Genomic DNA, 23,983 nt, shown 5'->3' on the forward strand with positions numbered 1-23,983 from the left:
CGGCCTACCGGCTCGCGGGCGCCGGCGTCACCCCTTCGACCTGCGTCTTGCCGTCCTTGTCGACGGTGAGGCGCAGGTGCGGCTTCTCCTGGGCGTCGTTGAGGACGATGCTCGCGACGCCATTGTCCACGCCGATGACGATGCGCTCCTTCCAGTCCTTGCGGAAGGTGATGTTGGGCTGTCCCTTGATGAGGCCCACGCACATCGCCTCGTAGCCTTCCTCGCTGTCGAAGCACAGCCCGCGGATGCCGATGGAGTCGAGCATGGCGAGCCCTCCGATTTCCTGCCCGTCCGGGCTCATGAACTGGATGCCGTAGGCCTTCACGGCGCGCTTGAGGCCCTGCGGGTCGGGCAGCGGCGCGCCGATGCGGATGCGCGCCTGGCCCTTCTCGTCGACGATGTTGATTTCGCGCACCGAGATGGACTCGGCGGACCGGGTGGCGGGCTGCACGCTGGAGCACGCGCCGAGGGCACAGGCGGCGACGACCATCGGCACGACACGGGGGAGGAGGTTCGACATGGTGGGTGGACCCTTCCGGTGAGCGCCCGACGGGCGGTGTCGGGCGGGCCGCCAAGGTAGAGAAGGGCGCGCCCCGTCGAGCCACGGGAGCGCGTTGCTTCCGTCATCATTGCGTCATGGGCGTCAGTGCGGCCGTGCCGCCCACTCCCACGCGGTGCCGCGGTGCAGCGCCGCGTAGATGTCGTCCCGGAGCGTGTTGCACTCGTCATGCGTCAGCGTGCGGTCCAGCGCTCGCAGCACCACGCGGAGCAGCACGTTCTTCTGGCCCGGAGCGATGCCCATGCGCTTCACCGCGCTGGGCGGCAGGCCGGAGTAGGGCGTTTCCGAGAGCACCTGCACGCTCTCCACCAGCTCCGCGCGCTCGCCCAGCGCCGCGCGCACGGCGTCCCCCAGCTCCTCCGGGGTCTGCTGTTCCTCCATCACCAGCGACAAATCCCTCCGCACCTCCGGCATGGAGGACACGGGGCGGTAGGGCTCCAGGTCCAGGAGCTGGGACGCAATCCGCGGATCCGCCGAGCGCAACAGGCGGATGTCGTCCAACCCCTTGCGCAGCATCAGGATGCGGTCCAGCCCCACGCCCATGGCCAGGCCCGTGGTGGTGCCCGCTTCCAGGCCGCTCTCCTCCAGCAGCGCCGGGAGCGCGAGGCCGCACTCGCCAATCTCCACCCATTCCGTGCCGTGGAGCACGTCCACCTGGAGGCCGTCGGTGGTGTACGGGTGGACGGCGGGCGTCAGCTTCACCTCGCGCCCCGGGAGCAGGGCGCGGACGACGGTGGCAATCATCTCCCGCAAGTCTTCGGTCGTGAGCGGCGGGCCCCGGCGGATGCGCCAGAGGTCCATCTGGTGCGGCTCGCCGGTGTGCAGCCGGTCGATGCAGTCTCGGCGGTAGACGAGGCCGGGACACGCCAGCAGCGCGTCCCGTGGCGGTGCCGAGGCCACGTGTCGCAGCAGGCCCGGAATCATGGCCGAGGTCTGCGAGCGCAGCAGCGCGGTGTCACAGACGTAGCGCGAGTAGCGCGCGTCCCGGGCGGCGCCGCCGGGCGGGTAGTGGAGCCGGTCGTAGTTGTCGGCGATGGAGACGACGGGACTCTGGCGGTGGATGCGGACCTCGCAGCCCCAGGCGGAGCGCAGCGCCTCCAGCGCGGAGGACACGAGCTGCTGCATCGCGTGCGGGCCGGTGGTGGGGTCGGTGAGGTCGCGGACGGACAGGGCGCGCCGCAGCTCCTCGGCGCTGAGGATGGAAACGGAGACGGACGACATGGGAAACCTCTCGGTGGAAGGCGGAATGGGACGCAGCGGTCTCCGGGACGCCGGGCGGGGAGGCCGCCTTGCGCCGCCGGCTTCGGATGTCCCCCCGGCGAGCTCGGGAGGGCGTCGCGCCTGACGGCGTTCCACCAACGAGAGGGGCGTGCGCTCAGTCGAAGAGCACGGCCTCCCGACTCCCAAACGGGGCCGGGGGGCGGCTAAATCGACGAGCGCTCACCACGAGGTGCATGACGACATGGTTAACGAGGTCGGTGCTTCCTGGCAAGGGGCACACCCCGGGCGTCCGCGGCAGTGCCCTCCGGCGTCTACGCGGCGGCGGCGGAGAGCAGCAGGTCGATGTCCACCGGCTTGCGGAGGTAGGCGCGGGCGTCGAGGACGCTGCGCCGGCTCTCCAGGTGGGGGTCGGCGCTCATCACCACCACCGGGATGTGTGCGAAGCGCGCGTCGGCCCGCTGCTCGATGCGGAACTGGATGCCGTCCTTCACGGGCATCATCAGGTCCAGGAGGATGAGGTCTGGCGAGTGCCGCATCGCCTCCAGCGCGGTGAGCGCCTGGGCGCCATTCTCCGCGCAAGTCACGGTGTGGCCCTCGTCCTCGAGCAGCTCGCGGATGGAGTCGCGGATGTAGAGGTCGTCCTCCACGACGAGGATTCGCCGGCTCATGTCGCGCCCCCCGGCGCGGCCGTGTAGCCACGGGCCAGCGCGTGCGAGGCATCTCGGGGAATCAGGATGATGAAGCTCGCGCCGCCCCCCGGTGGGCCTTCCACCAGGATGCTCCCTCCGTGGGCCGTCACGATCTTCTTGGAGATGAAGAGTCCCAGGCCGAGCCCTCCGTCGTTGCGTGAGGCGAGGCCCCGGTCGAAGCGCTCGAAGATGCTCTCTCGCTGCGCTTCCGCGACCCCGGGGCCGTAGTCGCGCACCTCGAGGCGGGCCAGCTCTCCCGCCGCCGTGAGGCGCACTTCGAGGCGCACGCCCGGCGCGTACCTCATCGCGTTGGAGAGGAGGTTCGTCAGCACCTGCTCCAGCCGGCGCCCGTCCCACACCCCCTGGAGACCGGGCGGGGCATCCAGGTAGACGTTGCAGCCAGCCAGCGCGAGCGGCCCGGAGAGGCGCTCCAGCACGTCGCGGGCGAGCTGGGAGAGGTCGAGCTTCTGGAAGGCGAGGTCGAAGGTGCCCGTGCGGATGCGGGCGACGTCGAGGAGGTCCTCGACGAGGCTCGTCAGCCGGTCCACCTGTTTCAGCGAGACGCGCAGCGCCCTCGCGAGCTTCTCCGGGCTCGGGACGCGGCCCTCCTCGGGCCTCACGGCCCGCTCGGTCATCTGCAGCTGCATGCGCAGCGAGGTGATGGGTGTCTTCAGCTCGTGCGAGGCGATGGAGAGGAACTCGTCGCGCGCGCCCAGGAGCGTCTTCAGCTCCTGTTCCACCCGCTTGAGCCGGGAGATGTCCCTGAAGGTGATGATGGCCTGCGAGGGCTTCTGGGCGATGGCGGGCACGATGTCGGAGTCGACCACGATGTTGAGCCGCCCGACGGGCGAGTGCCAGACGGACTCCAGGTCACGGATGCGCTCCCCGCGGCGGACCCGGGCCCCCGGGGTCTCCTCCGGGGCGAGCGGGGCGTCGGCCTCATCGGTGAGGCGGAACTCCCGACCGCGCTCCGCGGCGTCGATGTCGGGCGGGAAGGGGCCCTCCGAGAGCTGCTGGGCGGCACGGTTCGCGAAGGTGAACCGGCCCGAGCCCGGGTCGACGAGGAGGGTGGGCGTCGGCAGACGGTCGAGCACCGCCTCGAGCCATTCCTGCTGGCGCGCGAGACTCGCCGCGCGCGTCTCCTGCTCCGCCACCTTCGAGCGCAGCGCCGCCATGCTGAGCTGGGCCTGGACCCGGGCCAGGAGCTCCCGCGTCGAGAAGGGCTTCGTCAGGTAGTCATCCGCGCCGAGCTCGAGCCCGCTCGCCGTGGCCTCCTCCCCCGCGCGCGCGGACAGCAGGATGACCGGGAGCGTGCGCAGCGCCTCGTCCGCCCGGAGCCGCTGCACCAGCTCGATGCCGTCCATCACCGGCATCATCACGTCCGAGAGGACGAGGTCCGGACGGGACTCTCGCGCCGCACGGAGCGCCTCCGCGCCGTTCGTCGCCACCGTCACCTGATAGCGGCTCTCGAGGAGGCGCCGGACATAGTCGCGCATGTCGGCGTTGTCGTCGGCGAGCAGGATGCGCTGGCGGGCGCCGGCCGCCTGGGCTTCCGCGCGCCTCGCCGCGGTGGACGCGCCAGGCCTTGCCCTGCGCCCACCCTCCGCCACGGGCGGCGGCTCGGGGAGCTGGTTCTCCAGCCAGCGAAGCGTTTCCTCCACGTAGGCCTCGGGCTGCGTCGCGGTGGAGGGCGGACGCTGCGTATCGAATGGCGCGGGCTTCGCCATCCAGTAGGCGTTTCCGAGCGGAATGCGGACGATGAAGGTGGAGCCCTCGTCCTCGACGCTGCGCACCTCGACCGAGCCGCCATGGAGCTTCGCGAGCTCATGCACGAGCGCGAGGCCGATGCCGCTGCCCTCGTGGGTGCGCCCTTTCGCTCCCTGCACCCGGTGGAAGCGCTGGAACACGCGCCCGAGCTCGCTCGAGGGAATGCCGATGCCCGAGTCCTGCACCGACAGCCGTGCGAAGCCGCCCTCCCGCCGGAGCTCGACGCGGATTTCACCCGCATGGGTGAACTTGAACGCGTTCGACACGAGGTTGAGGACGATCTTCTCCCACATCTCGCGGTCCACGAGCACCGGGTCCGGGAGGGACTCGACGTCCACCACGAACCGCATGCCCGCGCGCTCGACGGTGGAGCGGAAGGCGCTCGCGAGGTCCCGGGTGAGCGAGGCCAGGTCGGTCGGCTCGACCGAGGCCTGGGCGCGGCCCGCCTCGATGCGGGAGAAGTCGAGCAGCGCGTTCACCAGCTTGAGCAGCCGCAGGCCGTTGCGGCGCACCACCTCCAGGTCGCCGCGCGCGTCGTCCGGCAGCGCCCCACGCAGCCCGGCCAGCAGGTCCTCCACCGGTCCGAGCAGCAGCGTGAGCGGCGTGCGGAACTCGTGGCTCACGTTGCTGAAGAAGGCCGTCTTCGCCTGGTCAATCTCCGCGAGCGCCTCGGCCCGGAGCCGCTCCGCCTCGTACGCGCGGGCATTGCCCAGGGCCGCGCTCGCCGCCGCCCCCAGCATCTCCAGGAAGGCCCGGTAGGAGTCGTCGAGCGGCAGCCGCGTGCTGGCCCCGACGACGAGGAAGCCCAGCGGCGCGTCCATGCCACCCACCCGGATGGGCAGCACGAACGCCGTCGCCAGCGGCTCGGGGTAGGGGCCCGCGGCCACGCGCCCGAACCGGGCCTCCAGGTCATGGACCGGCTCCGCCCTTCCGCTGCGCGCCGCGCGGGAGAGAGGCCACCCGGCGCCCTCGTCCGCCTTCGTCAGCTCCAGCACCTCGGGCGCGAGCGGGCCTCCGGCCGGAGTCCGGCAGGTCCCCTGGAGCCGGGCCTGCGTCCCGTCCGGCGTCGTCACGTAGAGGAGCGCGAAGGGCGCGTCGAAGGCGTACTCGTCGAGCGACGCGAGGAGCAGCTCGCAGGCCTCGTCGAAGACCGTGGCCCGGCCGGCGCGGTCCGCGATGTCCCGCAGCGCGCGGGTCCGCCGCTGGGCGAGCATCGTCGCGGTCGTCTCGGTCACCGGGTGGAAGAGCCCCACCACCTTCCCCGTTTCGTCGCGAATCGGGCTGAGCGAGAAGGTGAAGAAGGTCTCCTCCGGGTAGCCGTTGCGCTCGAGGAACATCCGCTGGTTCTCGAGGTAGCTCGTCTCCCCAGCGAGCGCCCGCTCGAAGGGTGCGCCGATGGCTGGCCAGGCGGACGCCCAGGTGACCCGGTAGTCCTCGCCCATGGCGCGCGGATGCACCGCGCCACAGACGATGCGATAGCCCTCGTTGTAGATCTGGTTGTGGCCGTCGCCCCAGATGATGTTGATGGGAAAATTCGAGGCGAGACACAGACTTACGGTGGTGCGCAGGCTCTGCGGCCACGTGTCGATGGGGCCCAGCGGAGAGCTCGACCAGTCCAGCGACGCGATGAGTGTCGCCATCTCGCCGCCACCGGCGAGCCACTCGAGCTTTCGCTGGGGACCCATGCCTGTATGGGATACGGATGCTCGCACCCAGGGACAAGGCGAGCGTTCACCAGACCCGGGTTCGAACCGTCGACAAGAGGACGGACGCAGTCACCCCGGGGCCGGGAATGGAACGCTGGTGGACTCAGTCCCGCAGCGTCCTGCCGAACAACTCCAGCAGCCTCTGCCAGTGCTGCTCGGCGGCGTCCTTGTCGAAGGCCGCCGAGCCCGCCACCGCGTAGCCATGGCGCTTGCCCGCGTAGAGCTCGGAGCGGTGCTTGACGCCAGACTCCTTCAGGGCGGCCTCCAGCTTCTGGATGGCCTCGGCCGGCATGGAGCCGTCGTTGTCGGCGTGGCCGAAGTACAGCTCGCCCTTCACCCGGCCGACGAGGCGGTGGGGGCTGTCGGGCGCGTCCGTGGCCAGCCGGCCGCCATGGGACGAGGCCGCCGCGCCGATGCGGTCCGGGAAGTCCGCCGCCATGCGCACCGCGATGCCGCCGCTCATGCAGTACCCGGCCACCCCGGCCTTCGGCCCCTTCACGTGCGGATGGCGCGCCAGGAAGTCCAGCTCCGCGCCTGCGTCCAGCTTCAGCCGCTCGGGCGTCAGCCCGCCGATGAGCGCGTAGATGCGCTTCTTGAAGGCCTCGTCCTCGAAGGAGCCGTGCAGGTCCAGCTTCGACGCGGGGCCCTCCCGGTAGAAGACGTTGGGCAGCAGGACGACGTAGCCCTCCTTCGCGAGCCGGCGGCCCATCTCCTCGAACACGGGGCGGACGCCAAACGCATCCACCAGCAGGATGACCGCGGGCCACGGGCCGTTGCCCACGGGTTGGAACAGCTTCGCGTCCATCGTTCCGTCAGCCGTCTTGATGTCGACGTCCTGCATGCGCGGGGTGACCTCCGGGAAATCAAATCGAACGGGTGGCAATCTCCGTGAGCTCCGTGTCCGTGAGCACCAGGGGGTTCGCCTTCATGCTGCTCGCGGCCTTCGCCTTCGCCACCAGCGAGGGGACTTCCGCCGCCGTCAGCCCATAACGCCCCAGGCCCGGCACGCGCAGCGCCGCGCGCAGCTCCTCCACCCAGGCCAGGGCCTCCTCCGCGCGCGCGTCCGGCCGGCCCGTCAGGAGCGCCGCCACCTCCTCGAAGCGAGGCAGCGCCGGGTGCTCCGGGGCTCGGGCGCGCAGGGCCCGCAGATTCACGTCCAGCACCGCCGGCAGCAGCGCCGCGCACACCGCGCCATGGGGCGCGTCGAACATGCCGCCCACCGGCGCCGCGAAGCCGTGCACCGCGCCCAGGCCCGAGTTCGCCAGGCACAGCCCGCCGAAGAGGCTGGCCAGCGCCAGGTCCTCGCGCGCGGGCGCGTCCGGCCCCTCCAGCACCGCCCGCCGCAGCGAGCGCGCCGAGCGGCGCATGCCCTCGCGTGCCAGGGCGTCCGTGAGCGGGTGGGCGCGCGCGGAGAGGAACGGCTCGATGACCTGCGACAGCGCATCCAGCCCGCTGGAGGCCAGCACGGCGGCCGGTGCCCCGGTGAGCAGGTCCGGGTCCACCAGCGCCACGCGCGGCAGCATGTGCGGGCTGCGGAGGCTGGCCTTCACCTTCGCCTCCTTCGAGCCCAGCACCGCGTTGCGCGTCACCTCCGAGCCCGTGCCAGCCGTCGTGGGAATCGCCACGAAGGGCAGGGAGGCCAGGGTGAGCGGCTTGCCCCGTCCGATGACCTCCAGGTAGTCGAGCGGGTCTCCCCCGTTCGCGGCCAGCGCCGCAATCGCCTTCCCCGCGTCCAGCGCGCTGCCTCCGCCGAACGCCACCACGGCGTCGCAGCGGGACTCGCGTGCCACGGCCGTGCCCTCGCGCGCCAGCTCCACCGTGGGCTCGCCGTCCACCGGGAAGACGCGCACCGGCAGGCCGAGCCGCTCCAGCGCCTCGTGCAGCGGCCGCGCGCGCGCCGACTGTTTCCCGGTGACGAGCAGCACCCGGCTGCCGCCCAGGCCCCGCACCACCTCGGGCGCTTCCGAGAGCCTGCCCGGGCCGAAGACGATGCGCGTGGCGGTGGCGAACTCGAAGGAGAGGCCGCTCACGTCACCACCCGGCGTCGTCGGGGAAGCGGTTGATGTACTTCTGGCTGGTGCGCGGCTCCGCCATCATCGGCGCCACCGTGTCGCGCCAGAGCAGGTAGTGGGCCGTCTCCTTGTGCGCGGCCGGGGCCTGCGCCGTCCGGTACACCTCCACGAGCACGAAGCGCGTCGTGTCCGCGGTGTCCTGGATGACGTCGAAGCGGGCGATGCCGGGCTCCTTCACGCTCTGGCGAGCATTGGCCAGGGTGGCCTCGCGAAAGGCCTCCACGTGCTCCGGCTTCACGTGGACGTGGACATGGACGACCAGCAGGGAGTGGGACATGCCCCGGAAGCTACTCCGGGCCGGGGCCGCGCGGGGGCGCGGCCTTGCGGCCCGGAGGCGCTCCGTGTTCGCTGTCAGGCAGCGGCTACGGGACGGTGAGGACCGCCGTCGGGCTGAGGACATCCTCCAGCTTGCGGGCCATGGTCCACCCGTCGTGGTAGACGATGCCCACCGGAGCGATGGTGTCGTTCCGGTACAGGCCCACCTTCAGGTAGTTGAGCATCCCCGGGAACTGGGTGGCGATGTTGCGCTTGGGCAGCACGAGCTTGCCGTTGAGGTACAGCTCCACGAAGCCCACGCTGGAGTCCGGCGACCACTTCACGTGGAAGATGAAGTCCAGCCACTGGCCGCGCACCAGCGGCGTGCGCCAGACGATGGTGCCCGGGTTGCCGCCGATGTTGAGGCGGATCTCCTCGCCGTAGACGGTGAACTCCACCGGCGGCGAGCCCGAGTTGCCGTCGTGGTGCCACTGCGTGAAGAGCTGCCACGTCCTCGCGCTCGGGTAGGTGGGGTCGAACATCGTGCTCCAGCGGTAGTAGTACTCGGAGCCCACCGGCTCGCGCGTCATCCGCACCAGCTCGTTGCGGTTGCCGCTGGCGTTGATGGGGTCATCGCCCTGCTTCACCGTGGCCTTGAGGGCGTAGCGGCCCTGGCGCAGCGGCGAGGCCACCAGCGCCAGCCGGTCCGCGCTCACCATCTGCGTGCTGCTCCACTGCGAGCGGCTGCCCGTCTCGAAGTCACCCACCCAGACGACGCTGGAGCCGGTGGGAGGGGGCGTCGTGGCGCCGGCGCAGGCGCGCGCCTCGGCGATGCTGGCCCAGTCGTTCAGGGTGTTGCCGTTGACGGTGATGCGCACGCGGCGCGCGGACACGGGCGTGAAGGAATAGGTCTCCGCCGCCGTCGTCGTGCCGGTGCTCTTGCCGGAGTAGACCGGCGTGTAGGTGATGCCGTCCGGAGAGACGGACACCGCGAAGGTGTTGGCGCGCGTGTTGCCACCGTGCCAGGCGACGGTGACGCCGCCCACCGTCTTCGTGGCGCCCAGGTCGTAGTCAATCCACGAGCCCTTGCCGAGGTTGCTCCAGCGCGTGTCGAGCCGGTCATCGAGGGTGTTGGCCGGGAGGTTGCCGTCATTGCCGCTGGCGATGACCGACGAGGCCGCGAGCTGGGTGCAGTTCTGCGCGGTGAGGGCTTCGGCCGCGGCAGTCCGGCCGTCGCCGTCCGGGGCCTCGCCCGTTTCAGTCGCCGGCTCGTAGGCGCCACAGCCAGCGGCACCAATACCCAGCAGGGTTCCAACCAGCAGGAAGGTCTTCTTCATGTGAGCTCTCGGGGGGGAATCAAAGACAGACGGGGAGTGTGACCGCGCCGCGGAGAGCGGGCGGGCGGATGTTTGGCTTTGAGATGTGGGGTCTGCTCCAAGGAAGCGGCGCCAGCGCGCCGCACTGCGACGAGAACGAGTATCGGTGATAACTATTTCGTACTCAACACATCTTGGACATGCCTGCCTGCCCTGCGGGGAGGGTAGCCCCGTGTTACATGCAAGTTGATTGTAATTGTGTATCGGGCCGCGATTGAGACCGGGCTGCATCACTGGCCGTCGTGTGGGTCAGCACGCGTGGCGTGGAGGAGACAGTCATACAGCCCCGAGGCGCGAGGCGCGGCGGACGCCCGCGGCGTTAAAAAGTCCGGGTCGCTCCGAGGACGCGAGGCTCGGCGCTCCAACCACACCGCGGTAATCCGTTTTGGGAGGTGGCCATGGCCTCGTCCTCGGGCATGTGTGTTGCCTGTGGGGCACGAATTCCGGTGGGCGCACTCGCATGCCCACGGACTCCGCACGGTGTCCTCCAGGGGGCACCGGTGCGCAGGTGGATGACCGCCACCTGCCAGCCCCCACTCGTGGGGCGCACCTCGCACCTGGCCCGGCTGAAGGATTTCTCCGGGGAGGTGCGGCGCGGGCTCGGCCGCGCGGTGTGGCTGGTGGGCGAGGCGGGGCTGGGCAAGTCGCGGCTGAAGGACGCGCTCGTCGAGCAGCTCGCGAGCGAGGGCTTCGAGGTGTGGGAGGGCAGTGGCCTGGCCCTTCCCGGAATCCCGGGCGGTGCCTTCCGCGAGCTGCTCGAGGCCACCCGGGGCCTGCAGCCGCCGCCGGGGGTGGGGTGGGTGTCCAGCGCGGACGCGGAGCTGCTGGCGCGGTTCCTGGAAGGCCGCGAGCGGCAGGGCGTGCCGGCGAGTCTCGGTGCCGAGCGCACCGCGCTGTTCGATGCCCTCTGCCATGCGCTCATGCCCCACCGCCGCCCGAAGCTGCTCGTCCTGGAGGACTGGCAGCACGCGGACCCGTTCAGCCATGCGCTCGTCGAAGTCCTGGTGTCGCACCTGTCACACGCGCCGTTGTTCCTGCTCGCGCTCCAGCGTCCCGGAGGCACGGCGCCGGTGCCACTGTCGGCCGAGGTGCTCACGGTGGCGCCGCTCTCCGACGACGAGGCCACCTCGTTCCTCGAGCAGCGCGTGCGCTCCTCGTCGGTGCCCGTGACTCCGGAGGTGAAGGCCGACCTCCTGGAGGTGGGGGCCGGGCATCCGCTGCACCTGCTGCATGCCATCACCCTTCACGAGGAGCGCCCCGGGGCGCCGGTGCCCCGCGCGGGTGGGGCCGTGCTCGGTGCGCGGCTGCAGGCGCTGTCGCCCACGCAGCGCGAGGCGCTCCAGGCGGCCTCGATGCTCGGGCCTTCGTTTCCCCGGACGGTGCTGGGGGCGCTGGTGGGCGGCTGCGCGGTGCTCGCGCCGCTGGAGACGGGCGGGTGGTTGCGGGCCGCGGCGGGTGGGCGCTACGCGTGGGCCGTCTCCCTGCCCGAGGGCTTTTGGGGGGACGTCGCGCCGGACTCGCACGCCATGCACCGCCGGGCCGCGGAGGCCCATGAGTCGCTGCCCGTGGAGCTGCGGCGCCGGGCCTGCGTGGAGCTCTCCCGGTACTGGCTGTCCGCCGAGGCGCCGGAGTGCGCGCTGCCGCACCTGCTGGAGCTGGCGGGGTGGCACCGCACGGCGCTGGAGACGGGCTTCGCGCTCGGGGTGTATCGCTTCTCGCTCGGGCTGGCGCTGGGGTTGGAGCCCGCGGCGTCGCTCGAGTGGCAGCGCGTGCTCTGGGAGCGCATGGGGGACGCCCACGGGTTGGCGGGCGCGCGGGAAGACGCGGAGTACGCCTGGCGCACGGCCCGCACGCTCGACGCGCAGGCGCCCGCGCCCTCGCTCGGGGACCGGGCGCGGCGCGTCTGCAAGCTGGGCTCCGTGCTCTTCGCGCTCGGCCGCTTCGAGGAGGTGCTGGCGCTGGCGGAAGAGGGGCAGCACGAGGGCGTGCAGGCCATGCCCACGCCGGCGGCGGGACTCGAGGCCCATGCCGCGCTCGCCCTGTGCGGGCTGGGGCGCTTCGAGCAGGCGAGCACCCGGCTTCGCATCGCGCGCGAGCGGCTGCGGCTGGCGCCTCCGGAGAGCGGACCCGCGCGGGCCGCGGTGGAGGCCGCCCTGCACCGGGCCATGGGCAACGTGCTGATGGGGAAGGGCCAGCCGGAGCGGGCAACCGCGGAGTACCTCGCGGTGCTGCGCTGGAGCGAGGTGTCGGGGGACACGTGGGAGCGCTCCACCGCGCTGCTCCACCTGGGGGACGCCCACGCCCGCGCGGGGGACCGGGAGCGCGCGACGCACTTCTTCCAGCTCGCGCTGGAGCTGGAGTCGCGCACCGGGGACCGCTGGGGCATGGCGCACACGCACCACGGGCTGGCGCTGCTGCATACCCAGGCGGACGCGCCGGAGCTGGCGAAGGCGGATGCCGTGCGCGGCCTGCAGCTCGCCTCGATGCTGGGGGACCGCAAGCTGAAGTCGCGGCTGCGCTTCGCGCTCGGTCGGGCGCAGCTGCGGCTGGGAGAGCTGGAGGAAGCGGGAAGGCAGCTCCAGCTCGCCGCGCAGGACGCCGCGGCGGTGGGCGCGCGCACGGAGCTGCTCCAGGCGGAGGCCGCCCTCCGGGTGCTCGGCTCGCGGCGTTGACGGAACCCCGGGCGAGGCCCGAGTGTCCACCCTCGGTGCCAACCCTGTTCCTCTCCGTCCTGCTCGTCTGTGTGCTGGGGCTCTCGTCCGCTGCGCGGGCCGCGACGGCCCCCGATGCGTTCGAGGCGTACCTGCGTCCTCCGCACCCGCCCGCCGATGGCTTCGCTCCCGTGCCCGACGGCCCGGCGATGCGTCCGGGAAGCGAGGTGCGCGCGCTGGCGCATGGCCGGGTGGCGGAGGTGGGCGAGGGTGGACGCTCCGTCGTGCTGGAGCACCTGTACTACGAGAACCATGCGCTGCTGCCGGCCCGGTCCGAGTACTCGGGGCTGGAGGGGGTGGCGCTGCGCGTGGGCGCGCTCGTCACGCGGGGACAGGCCCTGGGGCGGGTGGGCGCGAAGGCCCGGCCCGTCGTGGCGCTGCATGCGGGGCGGAAGCTCTCGGCCGCCGAGGCCCGGCGCTTCACCGCCACGCGGGAGCGGCTGCCGCTGCCGGCGGAGGAGCCGTCGCTGCTGCTCATCTCGCACGAGGACTTCCAGCTCCGGCTGTACGCACGGGGGCGCGAGGTGGCGCGCAAGGAGGTGGGCTTCGGCCAGGCGGCGGGCGCCAAGGAGGTGCGCGGCGACAACCGCACGCCGAAGGGTATGTACTTCGTCACGCAGAAGGTGCGAGGGGACATCCCCGGGCCGTACTCGGCCTTCTATGGCGGGCACTGGATTCGGGTGAACTATCCGAATCCCTGGGACGCGGACCGGGGCGTGGCCTCGGGGTTCGTGGATGCGAAGACGCGCGAGCGGATTGCCCGCGCCTGGGCGGCGCGGCGGAACACGGAGGCCTCCACGCGCCTGGGCAGCGGCATCGGCCTGCACGGGTGGGCAGGGGAGTGGACGCTGGCGCAGAGCGGCGGGCGTCTGTCCTGGGGCTGCGTGGTGATGCACACCCCGGACATCGCCGCGCTGTATGACCAGGTGCCCGAGGGGACCATGGTCGTCCTCTTCTAACCCCTACCGCCGGGGAGGGCAGGCGTGGAATCCTCCCGGTGTGACCGAGATTGAGACCATCGACGCCTTCGAGCGGCACCTGCGCGCGGGGGCGCACCTCTCCAACGTCGTCATCCAGGGCCTGGACTTGCGGCGGTACACCCGCGAGCTGGCCTCCGCCGAGCTGGCGGGCACCGTCTTCCTCGGGTGTGAGCTGGAGAAGGAGGCCCTGAGCGTGGCGCTCGCGCACGGGGCCCTCGTCTTCCCGCCCATCTCCGGGCTGCCCTACCAGCCCTATCGCGGCAGCCTCTACTCGCCGGAGGAGCTGTACGCCGGCTTCAACCCGGCGCGGCCGGAGACCTACGCCGACACGCTGGACGCGCGCGTCTACGCGCACTGGGCCGCGCATGGACGGGGCAGCCCGCCCACGCTGCTGGAGACGCTGTCGCAGCGGCTCCATGACCATGCCGTCACCGATGCCATGGAGGACGTGCTCGCGGCGGGGGGCGGCAAGCGCAAGGTGGTGGCCATCATGGGCGGCCACTCCATGAAGCGCGGCCAGCCGGACTACCACGCGGTGGCGGCGCTGGCCCGTGAGCTGACCCAGCGGGGCTTCTTCATGGTGAGTGGCGGCGGCCCGGGCGCCATGGAGGCCACCCACGTCGGCGCCTGGTTCGCCCGGCGCACCGAGGCGGAGCTGGATGCGGGGCTCGCCATGCTCGCGAAGGCCCCCAGTTACACGGACCGCGAGTGGCTCGCGCGCGCCTTCGAGGTGCGGCGCGCGTTTCCGCTCCGGGATGGAGACCTGCCCTACTGCGACAGCCTGGGCATCCCCACGTGGCACTACGGGCATGAGCCGCCCAACCCGTTCGCGACGTACATCGCCAAGTACTTCGCCAACAGCGTGCGCGAGGACGGCCTGCTCACGATTGCTCGCGGCGGCATCGTCTACGCGCCGGGCAGCGCGGGCACCATCCAGGAAATCTTCCAGGACGCGTGCCAGAACCACTACAACTCGGTGGGCGTCATCAGCCCGATGATCTTCCTGGGCACCGAGTTCTGGACGCGCACGCGCCCCGTGTACCCGCTGCTGGCGCAGCTCGCCCAGGGGCAGGAGTACGCGCGCCACCTGATGCTGACGGACTCGCGAGAGGAGGTCATCCGGGCGCTGGTGGACTACGATTCCGCGCATCACGGCACGGGGTGAAGTCCCCGCGGCCACCGGCAGGGGAGGGCGGTGACCGATGCACGACCACGACGCGCAGCTCCGCAGGGCGCTGGCCGAGGGAATCCTTTCACCCGACGAGGCGGAGGTGCTGCGCGAGGAGTGCCAGCGCACCGGGCTCGGCCCCCTGGAGTTGCTGCGTGCGCGGGGACGCATCTCCGAGGAGACGCTCCTCGCGCTGCGCGGCGCGGCGGCCGTGAAGAAGGGCGAGACGGTGGAGTTGCCCGCCCCCGTCGCGCCCGTGCGCCGGCCGACGGGGCCCCAGCCGGTGCTGGAGCAGACGCTCTCGCACGGCGCTCCGGTGCAGGAGTCGCCCACGCCCTCGGGCACCGACGCGAAGGGGCAGGAGCCGCCCTTTCCGGTGCCCGGCTGGGAGCGCTTCCAGCCCGCGCGCTTCCTGGGCGAGGGCGGCATGGGCCGCGTCTTCCTCGCGTATGACCCGCGCCTGCGACGCCAGGTGGCCCTGAAGTTCGTCCGCGGCGAGGACCCGGAGCTGTCCCGGCGGACGCTCGTGGAGGCGCGCGCCCAGGCCCGCATCAACCACGACCGTGTGTGCCGCGTGTACGAGGTCGGCGAGGTCCAGGGGAAGGTCTACATCGCGATGCAGTTCGTGGATGGCAGGCCGCTCAACGTGCTGTCCCGCGAGCTGACCGTGGAGCAGAAGGCCATGGTGCTGCGCGAGGCCGCCGAGGGCGTCCACGAGGCGCACCGGGCGGGGCTCGTGCACCGGGACCTCAAGCCCTCCAACATCCTGGTGGAGCGCGGAGAGGACGGCAGCCTGCGGCCCTACGTCATGGACTTCGGGCTGGCGCGCGACTGGAACGAGGGCGTCACCGCGACGGGCACGGTGCTGGGCACGCCGCAGTACATGTCCCCCGAGCAGGCCCGGGGCGAGGTGGCGCGGTTGGACCGGCGCTCGGACGTCTACAGCCTGGGGGCCACGCTGTACCACCTGCTCACGGGGCAGGCGCCCATTCCCGGAGGCAACGGACTGGAGGTGCTGAGCAACCTCGCCACCGTGGAGCCGCGACCTCCGCGCGCGGTGGACCCGGACGTGCCCGTGGACCTGGAGGCCATCGTCCTCAAGTGCCTGGAGAAGGACCGGAGCGACAGGTACGACTCGGCGCGGGCGCTGGCGGAGGATTTGAACCGGTTCCTCTCCGGCGAGCCGGTGCGGGCACGGCCGGCGGGATTCGGGTACCGGCTCCGCAAGCGGCTGGCGCGGCACCGGTGGGCGGTGGCGGGAGTGTCGGTGGCGCTGGTGCTGGTGGGGCTGGCGCTGGGACAGGCCGTCCTCGCGCGCCGCGAGGTGGGCGAGCGTGAGCGGCTGGCCCGGCGCTTCACGGAGCAGGTGGAGCTCATCGAGTCGTTGTCTCGCTACTCGGGCCTGGCGCCCATGCACGACACGCGCGCAGACCGGCGGGAGCTGCGGGCGCGGATGGAGGCGCTCGCGGCGGAGATTGAACAGGCGGGCGAGGCGGCGGTGGGGCCCGGGCGCTATGCGCTCGGACGCGGGTATCTGGCGCTGGAGGACGTGGCGAAGGCGCGTGAATACCTGGAGGCCGCGTGGAATGGCGGCTACCAGGAACCCCGGGTGGCGTACGCGCTGGCCCTGGTGCTGGGGCAGCTCTACCAGGAGCAGCTCATCGAAGCGCAGCGGCTTCCCGGCGCCGAGCGGGATGCGCGGAGACAGGCCCTTGGTTCGAGGCTGCGCGACCCGGCGCTGGAGTATCTGAAGCGGAGCGAAGGGGCCCCGGTCCCCTCCACCGAGTACGTGTCCGCGCTGATTGCCTTCTACGAGGGGCGCCATGAGGAGGCGCTCGGAAAGCTCGACGCGATGGGCGAGCGGCTGCCCTGGTTCTACGAGGCACCGAAGCTGCGCGGAGACATCTTCCTGGCTCGGGCCATGGAGCGCTCCAACCGGGGCGAGCGCGAGGGCGCGCAGGCGGACCTGGAGGAAGGCCGGAAGGCCTACGCGCGGGCGGGCGCCATTGGCGAGAGCGTGACGGGTGTGCACCGCGCCATGGCGGACCTGGAGCACGCGGCCCTGCTGGATGAGGTGTATGGCGGAGGAAAGGCGGACGCGCCCTTCCAGCGGGGCCTGGAGGCACTGTCGCGGGCCCTGCGAGTGGGCCCGGACTCCTGGAAGGTGTGGTTGGTGCAGGCACGCTTCTACCGGCGTCTCGCGGAGCACCAGATGAACCGGGGCGTGGAGGTCGAGGCGCTGCTCGCGAAGGCAGTCGAGGCGGCAAGCCAGGCCCAGACGCTCGCCCCTGAGTTGTCCAATGCGCGGCTGGAGGTGGGGCGGTGCTACCTGCAGTGGGCGCTGTATCGCCTGGGCCGGCGTGAGGACCCCCGCGAGCAGCTCACCGAGGCCGGAAAGGTCTTCGATAGTGCGCCTCAGGAGCTGCGGGACGACCAGTTCCACTCCGACCGCGGATTGATCTTCAAGGGGTGGGCGGACTTCGAGGACAGCACTGGCGCCGATTCCTGGAGCCACCGAGAGCAAGAGATGGAGGCCTATAGGGAAGCCATCCGCATCAACCCCAAGGAGCCTCGGGCGTGGATCAATCTGGGCATGGCCTGCTTCCTTCGCGCGTCACACCCACGAAACAAGGACGTGGATGGAGACCTGTCTCGCGCCCGGGAGGCCCTAGCGCAGGCAATTGTGCTCAATCCCACGCATGTTGCACCCTACTTCTACGCGGCCGCGACCGCCGAGTTCCTCGCTCAGCGCCAGCGCAACCGGGGCGAGGATGCACGGCCCATGCTGGAGTCCGCACTGAAGGCCTATCGCGATGGGCTGGCCATCAGCCCCGACCTGCCTCCGTTGCACAACGGTGTGGGCTCCATCTTGCTTGAGCAGGCGAAGGAGTCCTGGGGCCACGGAGGCAGCCCCGACGACCGGCTCACCGCCTCCCAAGATGCCTTTGCCCGGGCCATCGCCGCCGGGCCCAAGCTGGGATTCGGGTACAGCAACATGGGTGAGGTTTTCATCTGGCGGGCTCTGTTCCAGCGCGCTCGTGGCGAGGACCCAGGCCCGAGCTTGCGTTCTGCGGATGAAGTCTTGCGGAAGGCGATTGCTCTGATGCCAGCTCATGCCGGTTTCTGGGCAAACCTGGGCCAAGCCCACCAGGTCATGGCTGCCTTCGAACTGGAGCATGGACGGGACCCGTCCCGGAGCCTCACCCGGGCCTCCGATGCCCTGGCCGGTGCCCTGAAGCACAACCCCCAGCATGAGCGGGCCTGGCAGTACCTGGCGGAGACACAGGCCGTGCGAGCCCGGTGGCTGGCCCGGAGCGGCGAAGCCGCAGGTGCAGAACTCTTCAATGAGGCAGAGCAGACGTTCTCGAAGGCGGTGGAATTGGGGCCGAACAGGCTGGAGCCGCGACTCGCGCTTGGGCATTTCCTGCGCTGGCGTGCGGTCTGGCGCAGAGGCTCGGAGGCTGCGGAGGCGACAGCGGACCTGAAGCGAGCGCTCTCGATAGGGGAGGCGCTACTCGCCACATGCCCGGGCTGGCCCGAGGCGTGGCTGCTGCGGGCAGGGATACATGAGGAACTGGCTCGCTCCGCGAAATTGCCGGACGAGCAACGGGATTGGCGGACACGCGCGGACGAGGATTTCCGCAGGGCCTTCTCCGCCAATCCCAATCTGGAGCAGGAGTGGAAGAACGTGCTGATGCTTGAACGCGTCACGGCCCGGTAGGCTCGCGCTACTTCGACTCGTCCTCGGGCGGAGGCGGCTTCGTGCCTCCCGTCGACCCCGATACGCTTCCAGGGTCTGTCTGGGGATCGCTTTTTTCCTTGTCCTTGTCCTTCTTGTCGTGACCCGAGCCCTCGAGCGGCCCGGTGCCAGCCACCACCGTGATGCTTCCCTTCTCGATGGGGCCCAGGGGGCCACGCTTGTGCGCGTGGCCCATGAAGAAGGTCGTCCCAACCTCCAGGCTCGGCTCGACAGTCGCGGTGAGCGTGGGAATGCCGTCCTCGAAGAGAAGGGTCTCCTGGCCGAACAGCTCGGAAGGCTTGGGGCTTCTGGTGCTCCCATGGGGAGGAACGGCCCTGAGCACGACGATGGACAGGAGTTCTCGATCCTGCTCCCTGTCGAACTCGACCTGATCGCCGCTGCTCACGTTTTCCGCAGGCGGGGCATGCTGCTCATCCTTCTTCACCTTGACCTTGTAGGGGGGCTTGGGCGTCGCCATACGTGGTGCCTCTGGGGGGTTGTGAATCCGTCTGGGAATGAAGCTCTTCGAAACATAGATGCTGGCATTGAGGAAACCAGTCGTCGAACATGCCCGCCTCCGCCCGCTCCAGGCGGGGAGCGGGCGGAGCGCTACGATCAAGGTCCCTGTGAATCAACCGTAGTGGCGGAAGTCACGCCGTTACCAGTCCTCCTACTTGTCATCAGGGAAGGGGTTGGGGCCAGTCCCCCCGACGACGGTGATACTACCTGGCTCAGTCGGGTTGTCATCGCCCTTGCCCTTGGATGGAGACCCGGGTTTCAAGATGATGGCAAGCGCATAAGTGTAATACGTTTCCTTCGGCACGACGACCATGACCGTGGTGGGGTTTGTATTTACCCCATCAGGCATGGAAACGATGTTCTCGCCGAACAGTTGCTCGGCGCCGGCGCTGCTGAAGGTGGTCTCGCCATTGATGGCGACCCCAGTGACTTGCACTCCGAGGACATTGGTGCCTGTCTTCTGGAAGATGACCGAATCGCCATTCTTCACATTGATGGAAGATGGAGTGAAGCGAAAGTTGCTCACGGTGATGGTAGGTATGTCTGCCATGTTTGATCCTCCTTGATATCAGGCGATACGGGTCAGGTAATGGGGGCCGCGACAGGAGCCCTCACTTCGGCGAGACCGATGTTCTCGTCCAGCCAGTCCTGCAGTTCCCGCGGAAGGGTCTGACGCTGCGGAGCATTCGTGTCGTAGTAGAGCGCGTACAACTCGGCGAAGAACTCGAGCGGCGACATGGCCGCGTACGGGTCCAGCACCTGCGTCGCGATGAGATCGCACGTCTTCTCTTCGACGGCCTGGAGCTCCGCGTACCAGAAGTTCACAAAGAAGACCTTGCGATTGGCTCGGAACCACGTCTTGTGGTTCAGGTACCAGTTGGGACCGGATTGGTCATACGCGAGCCTGGGCGTCAGGCCCTCCTTCCACCAAGGGTGGCCTGGAGGCGGCTTGGCGAAGGGCACCGGGCCCCAACGCTCTCCGGGGCCCATCGCATTCTTGAGCACTTGGCGCACCTGGTCCTTCTCGTGGGAAGTGAGGTCGGTACCCCAGCCGCCCATCAGGTCGACCCAGGCGTCGATGTCCGTGTCAGACCAGGTGAACCGCCGCCACCCGAATTTTTTCTCCAGCCAGGTATCGACGGCTTGCTTGTACTTCTCGTGGACGGCGTGGCCAATCTCATGCCGCACCACATCCGCGAAGCGCTCACGGTCCGGAAGCTCCCGCTCCCCGATGGAAATCTCCCGCGTGCTGGGGCTGTACTTGCCCCCACGCTTTCCTTCGTCCAAGAGCAGGGTATTGATGGTGGTTGAGCCCTCCACGTGACTATCCGGCAAATCCTTGAGGATGTCCCAGAGCACATCGATGTCGTCGTTGTCCGCGTTCATTCCCCAGTCGTCCTCGACCTGGAAGCCGAACCGCAGCTTGAAGAGGTTTTCCTGCACGTCCCATCTCTGCTGCGTGGAGGCATACCGTGCGAGGATGCGCAGGTCCTGCTTGGCCCGATTGGACAGGTGAGCGGCCCGGGGCAGCCGGCTCAGCATGTCGCTGAACCCTCGGGAGTAGAGGTCGACGGTGTCGCCCTTGCGTATCTGATCGGCAAACTGCTGGAGTTCCGCCATCGCGCCGGTCTGCGGAGAGTACCGCCACAGATTGACCCAGGGGGCGTCTTCATGGAACAGGCTCGAGTAGTGTCTCTCCTCCACGAGCTTCTCCAGTGCCGCCCGCCGGCTCACCAGATCCGTCACCGCGAACTCGGGGACGGTGAGTTTGAACTCCTCCTGCGAGTGGTCGTGCGATGCGATGAACTCGTAGGAGCCATCCCGGACGCTGTCGAGCAGCAGCCGGAGCCGCGGCTTGTGCAGCAGGAACGGGTGTTCGTGGAGAAGGTACATCTTGAGCAGTTCCAAGATCCGGTCGTCCACTCCGGCGTCCTGGATCACCAGCTTCTCTCGTAGTTCCTGGAGGCCGAAGACGACGCGTGCCATGCGCGAGCCCTGGGGGGCCAGCGCCTCCGGCAACGTGTGGATTGCATCAGCGAGTTCTCTCGAGGCCGCGCGGAACTGGTGCCGCTCCGGCCGGGGGTGGACGCTGAAAAACGTATTCGTCTTGAAGTCCGCGTAGGTGAAGGACTTCTCCACGGTGAAGTCGTAGCCACACACGGGGCAGTGGACGCGGTGGAAGCTGCCATCGAGGATGGCTGCGCGTAGCTTTGGTGTACGCCCCGCGTTCACGCTCCGGGCAAGGCGTGTTTCGAAGGCATGACCACAGGTGCAACGGACGATATACGGGCGAAAGACAGCCATTGAGCGCCCCTCCCTGGGAATCACTTCCCACGCTGGCTGAATGCCAGACAGTCACATGCCCTAGCAGCGCGTGTGCCATCGGCTTGGAAACAGATTCCCAGAGTGGAAGCGACCTGGAGGGTTGCGCTGTCGGCGCGTCGAAATCGACGTCGGCGCGCCGACGGGGCCTTCCGTGCGTCGACGGCCGTCAGCCGCCCTTCGCGCTCAGTCCCAGCTCCTTGAGTCGTCGGGCCAGGGCGCGCTTGGAGACCTCCAGCCGCTGCACCATGGCGTCCAGCTCACCCCCGCACGCGTCGAAGCACCGGACAATCTCCTCGTTATCCAGGTCTCCCGCGGTGCGGATGTTCGGGCTGCGGTCGATGAGGTCGTAGATGGACGAGCGCGGAATGCCCAGCCGGTCTCCCGCCGCCTTCAAGTCCCACGCACACTCGCGCAGCGCCGCGAGCAATTCCGTCTCCGTCACCTCCGACGGCCTGCGTCGTGGCGCGGGAGGCTTCGCCTTCTGCTCCTCCACCACCGGGACGGGCAGAGGCCGGCCCGGGAGCTTCACCGCCGCCGCCTCCAGCTCGCGCAGCAGCTGCGGGTCCGCCTGCAGCGCGGGCTGGCCCCGGCTGCCAATCACGAGCTGACGCGTCACGTTGCGCAGCTGCCGGATGTTGCCCGGCCACGCGTAGCGCACCAGGTGCGATGCCAGCGACGCAGGAAGCCACGGCTCCATGTACGGGTCTGTCGGTGCCAGCAGGTGCGCGCCGCCAATCGCCTCCAATTCCTCCCGGGCGAAGTGGTGGAAGAGCACGCCGATGTCCTCGCGGCGCTCCCTCAAGGGCGGGAGGCGAATCTCATACCCCGCCAGCCGGTGCAGCAGCGGCGCCTTGAAGCGCCCCTCGCGGATGTGGTCCTCCAGGTTCGCATCCGTCGCGGCGATGATGCGCGTGTCCGTCCTCACGGCCGTGCTGGCGCCCACGGGGAACATCTCCCCCGTCTCCAGCACCCGCAGCAGCATCACCTGGACTTCGGGCGGCGCCTCGCCCACCTCGTCCAGGAAGAGCGTGCCGCCCTGCGCCGCGCGGAAGAAGCCCTCGCGGTCCTTCGTCGCCCCCGTGTACGCGCCGCGCTCCGCGCCGAACAGCTCGGACGCCGCCAGCTCCTTCGGCACCGCGCCCAGGTTGACGCTGATGAAGGGGCCCCGGCGCCGGGGGCTGCGCTCGTGGATGGCCCGTGCCACCAGTTCCTTGCCCGTCCCCGTCTCGCCCCGGATGAGCACCGGCACGCTCAGGTCGGCGATGCGCTCCACGTACTGCCGCACGCGCCGCACCCCGTCGCTCTCGCCCACCATCCCCAGCGTGTCCCCCGAAGGGCCCAGGCCCCGGGGCGCCAGGTGGAGCAGCAGCACCATGCGCTCGGCCAGCTCCAGCGGGACACCGGCGGCGAGCGCGTCCAGGCCCAGCTCCCAGGTGCCCTGCAGGGGCTCGCCCGCCACGACACGCGTGCCGCCTTCGTCGGCCCGCAGTCGCAATCCGCCGCCCGGGGCGGGGGCGAAGACGAGCGGCTTGCGGCTCAGGAAGGGGTCTCCCAGGGGCAGGCCCAGCACGCTGCCGGGCCGCGTGAAGTCCGGGCCGTTGCGCGAGAGGGCCACCTCGCGCCCCGCGCCCAGTCCCTCCAGGACGAGCCGCTCACCCGCACGGTGGATGCTGGGGTGGGAGATGAGTGTCAGCGCGGGGACGAGGCTCGGCGCCGGGTCCTGGCGGCTCGGCGTCCGGGCCGCGGCCGTGGAAACGTCGGCGATGATGTCCTGGGGCATGTGGGGGGGCCGCTCCAAGGGGGAGCGGCAGTGTAGTCGCTCCACGCCGGAAGGACGTGGCCGCCCTTCATGCCCTGGAGTCGGTGACATATTTCGCGAGGTCGGGTGTTTGGGGACATGCACGCGCGCCGGGCGTGCCGATATGCGCCGCCGCCGGATCCGTTCCGCGAGGGGCGGTGCGGGCCCACCGGCCGAGGAGGAGTGTCATGTCCCACAGCAATCCGTTCTGGCTTGGCGCGGTGTGCGTCGTGCTGGGAGCGCTCCTCTGGATGGTGCCGGCGTGCTGGTCCTCCGAGCGTCCCCGCCCACCGAGCCGGCCCGAGTCGCCCAGGTCCGCCCGGACCTACGCGAACCTCGGGTGGAGCCCGCTGCGAGTCCTGTCGGGCCTCGGGATGCACTGAGAGGACGGGCGGCCTTCCCGAGGGGCGCTGGGGGCGCTCCCCACGAGCGGCTAGAGTGCGCTTCGTGAGGGGAGGCAGTGCCTGAGCCAGCCGGAATCTTCGTCGAATCTCGTCGTCCTCAAGAGCTGTGGTGACTCGGCCGAAGCGGCCATGCTGCGCTCGCTGCTGGAGGCCCACGGCATCTCCTGCGTCGTCCAGGGAGAGCAGCACCGCGCCATGCTGGGCGTGATGGGTGGGTACATCGAGGTCAACGTGCTCGTCGCCTCGGCTGACCTCGACCGGGCCCAGGCGCTCCTCGACGCATCCGCGGAGGACCCCGAGGGTCGCGCCCCCCAGCCCGGCCCGGGCGCCACCGATACCGAGGACGCGGTGTGCCCCGTCCATGGCCAGCGCTCCACCCTGACGTGCGGACGCTGCGGCACCTTCCTCTGCGCGAGCTGTGACGTGCAGGACGCCCAGGGCTCGCCCCGCTGCGAGGACTGCGCGGAGCGGCAGGTGGCCGGGGGCGAGACGCGACGGAGCACCCGCCGGAGGCTGGCCGCCTGGGGCGTGCTGCTCCTCCTCTTCGGCCCCGTCCTCCTCATGCTCATCGCCACGCTGCTGCGAAGAGTCGTGGGCTGACGAGCACCCCGGAATTCCAGAGCGTCCGCGCCCCTGTTCCGCCGGGCAGGCGGGGAAGGGCGCGGGCCCTGTTCCATGGGGGCGATGCGGCATA

The 23,983-nt window shown here is 70.4% G+C and carries 18 protein-coding genes; 6 read left to right on the plus strand and 12 right to left on the minus strand.

The window, feature by feature from the left end; translation table 11 throughout:
- Positions 1-4 precede the first annotated feature (4 nt).
- The 8 genes from ACX9TP_RS16625 to ACX9TP_RS16660 all read right to left on the minus strand — a co-directional run bounded on the left by ACX9TP_RS16625 (position 5) and on the right by ACX9TP_RS16660 (position 9,606).
- Positions 5-520: a hypothetical protein gene (locus ACX9TP_RS16625; protein WP_482980702.1), complete on the minus strand. Its 516-nt coding sequence runs from the start codon at positions 518-520 to the stop codon at positions 5-7.
- Positions 521-643: 123 nt separating this feature from the next.
- Positions 644-1,780 carry a PheS-related mystery ligase SrmL gene (gene srmL / locus ACX9TP_RS16630; protein ID WP_482980703.1) on the minus strand — a complete coding sequence of 379 codons (1,137 nt, stop codon included), beginning with the start codon at positions 1,778-1,780 and terminating at the stop codon, positions 644-646.
- Positions 1,781-2,091: 311 nt separating this feature from the next.
- Complete coding sequence (locus ACX9TP_RS16635) at positions 2,092-2,448, minus strand: response regulator (protein WP_482980704.1); 357 nt, start codon at positions 2,446-2,448, stop codon at positions 2,092-2,094.
- Complete coding sequence (locus ACX9TP_RS16640; RefSeq protein ID WP_482980705.1) at positions 2,445-5,921, minus strand: ATP-binding protein; 3,477 nt, start codon at positions 5,919-5,921, stop codon at positions 2,445-2,447. Before ACX9TP_RS16640 ends, ACX9TP_RS16635 begins: the two co-directional genes overlap by 4 nt.
- A 124-nt stretch (positions 5,922-6,045) precedes the next feature.
- Positions 6,046-6,783: a dienelactone hydrolase family protein gene (locus ACX9TP_RS16645; RefSeq protein ID WP_482980706.1), complete on the minus strand. Its 738-nt coding sequence runs from the start codon at positions 6,781-6,783 to the stop codon at positions 6,046-6,048.
- Between the two features lie 22 nt (positions 6,784-6,805).
- Positions 6,806-7,972 (minus strand): iron-containing alcohol dehydrogenase, encoded by a 1,167-nt coding sequence (locus ACX9TP_RS16650; RefSeq protein ID WP_482980707.1) that lies wholly within the window; start codon positions 7,970-7,972, stop codon positions 6,806-6,808.
- Position 7,973: 1 nt separating this feature from the next.
- Complete coding sequence (locus tag ACX9TP_RS16655) at positions 7,974-8,291, minus strand: putative quinol monooxygenase (RefSeq protein WP_482980708.1); 318 nt, start codon at positions 8,289-8,291, stop codon at positions 7,974-7,976.
- Between the two features lie 85 nt (positions 8,292-8,376).
- Positions 8,377-9,606, minus strand: coding sequence for a heparin lyase I family protein (locus tag ACX9TP_RS16660; RefSeq protein WP_482980709.1), 1,230 nt, complete (start codon positions 9,604-9,606; stop codon positions 8,377-8,379).
- Between the two features lie 539 nt (positions 9,607-10,145).
- On the opposite strand from ACX9TP_RS16660, the gene ACX9TP_RS16665 reads away from it, so the two are divergent.
- From ACX9TP_RS16665 to ACX9TP_RS16680, 4 genes are read left to right on the plus strand one after another with little or no spacing between them, the layout of a single operon-like run.
- Positions 10,146-12,317: an AAA family ATPase gene (locus ACX9TP_RS16665; protein ID WP_482980710.1), complete on the plus strand. Its 2,172-nt coding sequence runs from the start codon at positions 10,146-10,148 to the stop codon at positions 12,315-12,317.
- Positions 12,318-12,352: 35 nt separating this feature from the next.
- Positions 12,353-13,315, plus strand: coding sequence for a L,D-transpeptidase family protein (locus ACX9TP_RS16670; RefSeq protein ID WP_482980711.1), 963 nt, complete (start codon positions 12,353-12,355; stop codon positions 13,313-13,315).
- A 40-nt stretch (positions 13,316-13,355) separates the two neighbouring features.
- Positions 13,356-14,501: an LOG family protein gene (locus ACX9TP_RS16675; RefSeq protein WP_482980712.1), complete on the plus strand. Its 1,146-nt coding sequence runs from the start codon at positions 13,356-13,358 to the stop codon at positions 14,499-14,501.
- Between the two features lie 37 nt (positions 14,502-14,538).
- The gene (locus ACX9TP_RS16680) at positions 14,539-18,225 is read left to right on the plus strand and encodes a protein kinase domain-containing protein (protein WP_482980713.1); all 3,687 of its coding nucleotides are present in this window, start codon (positions 14,539-14,541) and stop codon (positions 18,223-18,225) included.
- Between the two features lie 7 nt (positions 18,226-18,232).
- Here ACX9TP_RS16680 and ACX9TP_RS16685 read toward each other — a convergent pair whose 3' ends face one another.
- The 4 genes from ACX9TP_RS16685 to ACX9TP_RS16700 all read right to left on the minus strand — a co-directional run bounded on the left by ACX9TP_RS16685 (position 18,233) and on the right by ACX9TP_RS16700 (position 22,867).
- Positions 18,233-18,721 (minus strand): hypothetical protein, encoded by a 489-nt coding sequence (locus ACX9TP_RS16685; protein ID WP_482980714.1) that lies wholly within the window; start codon positions 18,719-18,721, stop codon positions 18,233-18,235.
- A 192-nt stretch (positions 18,722-18,913) separates the two neighbouring features.
- The gene (locus tag ACX9TP_RS16690) at positions 18,914-19,312 is read right to left on the minus strand and encodes a hypothetical protein (protein WP_482980715.1); all 399 of its coding nucleotides are present in this window, start codon (positions 19,310-19,312) and stop codon (positions 18,914-18,916) included.
- A 32-nt stretch (positions 19,313-19,344) separates the two neighbouring features.
- The gene (locus ACX9TP_RS16695) at positions 19,345-21,066 is read right to left on the minus strand and encodes a CpXC domain-containing protein (protein WP_482980716.1); all 1,722 of its coding nucleotides are present in this window, start codon (positions 21,064-21,066) and stop codon (positions 19,345-19,347) included.
- A 187-nt stretch (positions 21,067-21,253) separates the two neighbouring features.
- On the minus strand, positions 21,254-22,867 hold the full coding sequence (locus tag ACX9TP_RS16700; RefSeq protein WP_482980717.1) for a sigma 54-interacting transcriptional regulator: 1,614 nt from the start codon (positions 22,865-22,867) through the stop codon (positions 21,254-21,256).
- 206 nt (positions 22,868-23,073) lie between these two features.
- Between ACX9TP_RS16700 and ACX9TP_RS16705 the strand changes: the two genes are divergently transcribed.
- Complete coding sequence (locus tag ACX9TP_RS16705; protein WP_482980718.1) at positions 23,074-23,268, plus strand: hypothetical protein; 195 nt, start codon at positions 23,074-23,076, stop codon at positions 23,266-23,268.
- Between the two features lie 150 nt (positions 23,269-23,418).
- The gene (locus tag ACX9TP_RS16710; protein ID WP_482980719.1) at positions 23,419-23,889 is read left to right on the plus strand and encodes a putative signal transducing protein; all 471 of its coding nucleotides are present in this window, start codon (positions 23,419-23,421) and stop codon (positions 23,887-23,889) included.
- The last annotated feature ends 94 nt before the right edge of the window (positions 23,890-23,983 follow it).

The organism is Pyxidicoccus sp. M15, from assembly GCF_056858435.1.